Origin of the sequence: Aeromonas media (assembly GCF_000819985.1) — a bacterium.
GTDB lineage: Bacteria > Pseudomonadota > Gammaproteobacteria > Enterobacterales > Aeromonadaceae > Aeromonas > Aeromonas media.
On the sequence record NZ_CDBZ01000175.1, the window covers coordinates 1 to 1722 of the forward strand.

General features: G+C 55.5%; 1 protein-coding gene. It reads left to right on the top strand.

Annotation, left to right across the window (positions count from 1 at the left end):
• The first annotated feature begins 89 nt into the window (after positions 1 to 89).
• The gene (locus tag BN1127_RS14870; protein ID WP_010674210.1) at positions 90 to 1703 is read left to right on the top strand and encodes an IS1634-like element ISAs25 family transposase; all 1614 of its coding nucleotides are present in this window, start codon (positions 90 to 92) and stop codon (positions 1701 to 1703) included.
• The last annotated feature ends 19 nt before the right edge of the window (positions 1704 to 1722 follow it).

A 1722-nucleotide genomic window follows, 5' to 3' on the forward strand; every position in this document is an offset into this window, starting at 1 on the left:
CCGTCATTCCGCACCTGATTTTGCTATTTTCAGTGCTTGACGGCGATCGGCCGTTCTGATCTATTACTCTCTTTTGCAGGTAGATCATCATGGCCGCACCCGCTATCTCGATCCGTAACCTCGATCACCTTGGTTTGGTCGCCGCACTCTGCCAGGAACTGGGCATTGCCCGCATGATCGATGCCTTGCTCCCCAAAACCCCGCCTTTCAAGGTCTCACATGGTGAAGCCTTGGTCGCCATGATAGTGAACGGCCTCGGCTTTCACAGCAGCACCCTGCACATGTTCCCGCAATTCTTCGCTAACAAGCCGGTTGAGCGCCTGATTGGCCCCGGGATCTGTGCTGATGACCTCAATGATGATGTGCTCGGTCGCTGTCTCGATGCCCTCTTTGAGGCCGATGTCAGCGCCTTGTATCAGGTGATGGCGGCGCAAGTTGTCGAGCGGCTGGGGCTCAAAAGCACCGCAGTGCACCTCGATATTACCAGCTTCCACGTCGATGGCGCCTATGACTGTGCCGATGGGGATCTGGTCGGTAAGCTGCAACTGGTGCGTGGTTATAGTCGTGATCACCGGCCAGAGCTGAATCAAGTGATCCTTGAGCTCATCTGTGAAAATCAGGCCGGCCTACCTGTCTATATGCAGGCCCTGAGCGGCAATAGTAATGACACCAAAGCCTTTGCCCAGACCGTTCGTCGCCATTTGAGCAGTCTCAAGGCCGCGCAGGAGTGCCGTTATCTGGTCGGCGATGCCGCACTGTACTGCGCCGATACCTTGCAATTACTGGCGCAACAGCAGCAACTATTTGTGACCCGGGTGCCCGTCACTCTCAATGAGGCAAAGCAGGCCGTGGCAACCATAGGTGCACAACCGCTGACCGCTCTGGGCAATGGCTATCATGGCCGTTGGCAACACGCGAATTATGCCGGGGTCGCACAACGTTGGTTGCTGGTGCGCAGCGAACAAGCCAGCCACCGCGAGCAGCAGACATTGGCCAAAAACCTGCTCAAAGACAGTACCCGCGAGCTCAAAGCCTTCGCCAAATTGTGTGCCCGACGCTTTGCTTGTGAGGCGGATGCCCAAGCTGAGTTGAGCTGTTTTACCGCCAGCTTGATGCTGCTGCAACTGGATGCCGAAGTGGTAGGTGAACCCGTTTATACAGGACGTGGCAGACCCAAGCGTGGCGAAGAGCCAATTGGCCATCAGTTTCAAATCACTGGGTTGGCGGCAACTAGCCTGGCTTGCGTTGAAGAGGCCCGCAACCAGACCGGGGTGTTCATCCTGGCGACCAATGACCACAGCGATACGCTGACCATGGCCGAACTTTTGGCCACCTATAAAGCGCAGCAGAATGTCGAACGGGGCTTTCGTTTTCTCAAGAGCCCGGAGTTTTTAACCTCCTCACTGTACCTGAAAAAGCCGGAGCGGATTGAAGCGTTGCTCATGGTGATGACCTGTAGCCTGATGATTTACGCAGCGTTGGAGCACCGGATCCGGCAGGGATTAGTGGAGCAGAATCGCAGTGTGGCGGATATGAAAAAGAAACCGACCCAGCAGCCGACGGCCCGTTGGATCTTTTTGCGCTTTGGTGGCATCCATGAATATCGACTGGGAGAAGCTCCGCCACAAGTAACGGAGCTAACAGGAGACCAGCAGATCATTTTGGAGGTATTGGGTGAGCGCTATCGGCAAATTTATTCCTAAATCAGGTGCGGAATGTCGG

Bases quoted from the DNA above. Each gene is read 5' to 3' on its own strand.
- BN1127_RS14870 (WP_010674210.1), top strand. From the start codon at position 90: ATGGCCGCACCCGCTATCTCGATCCGTAACCTCGATCACCTTGGTTTG.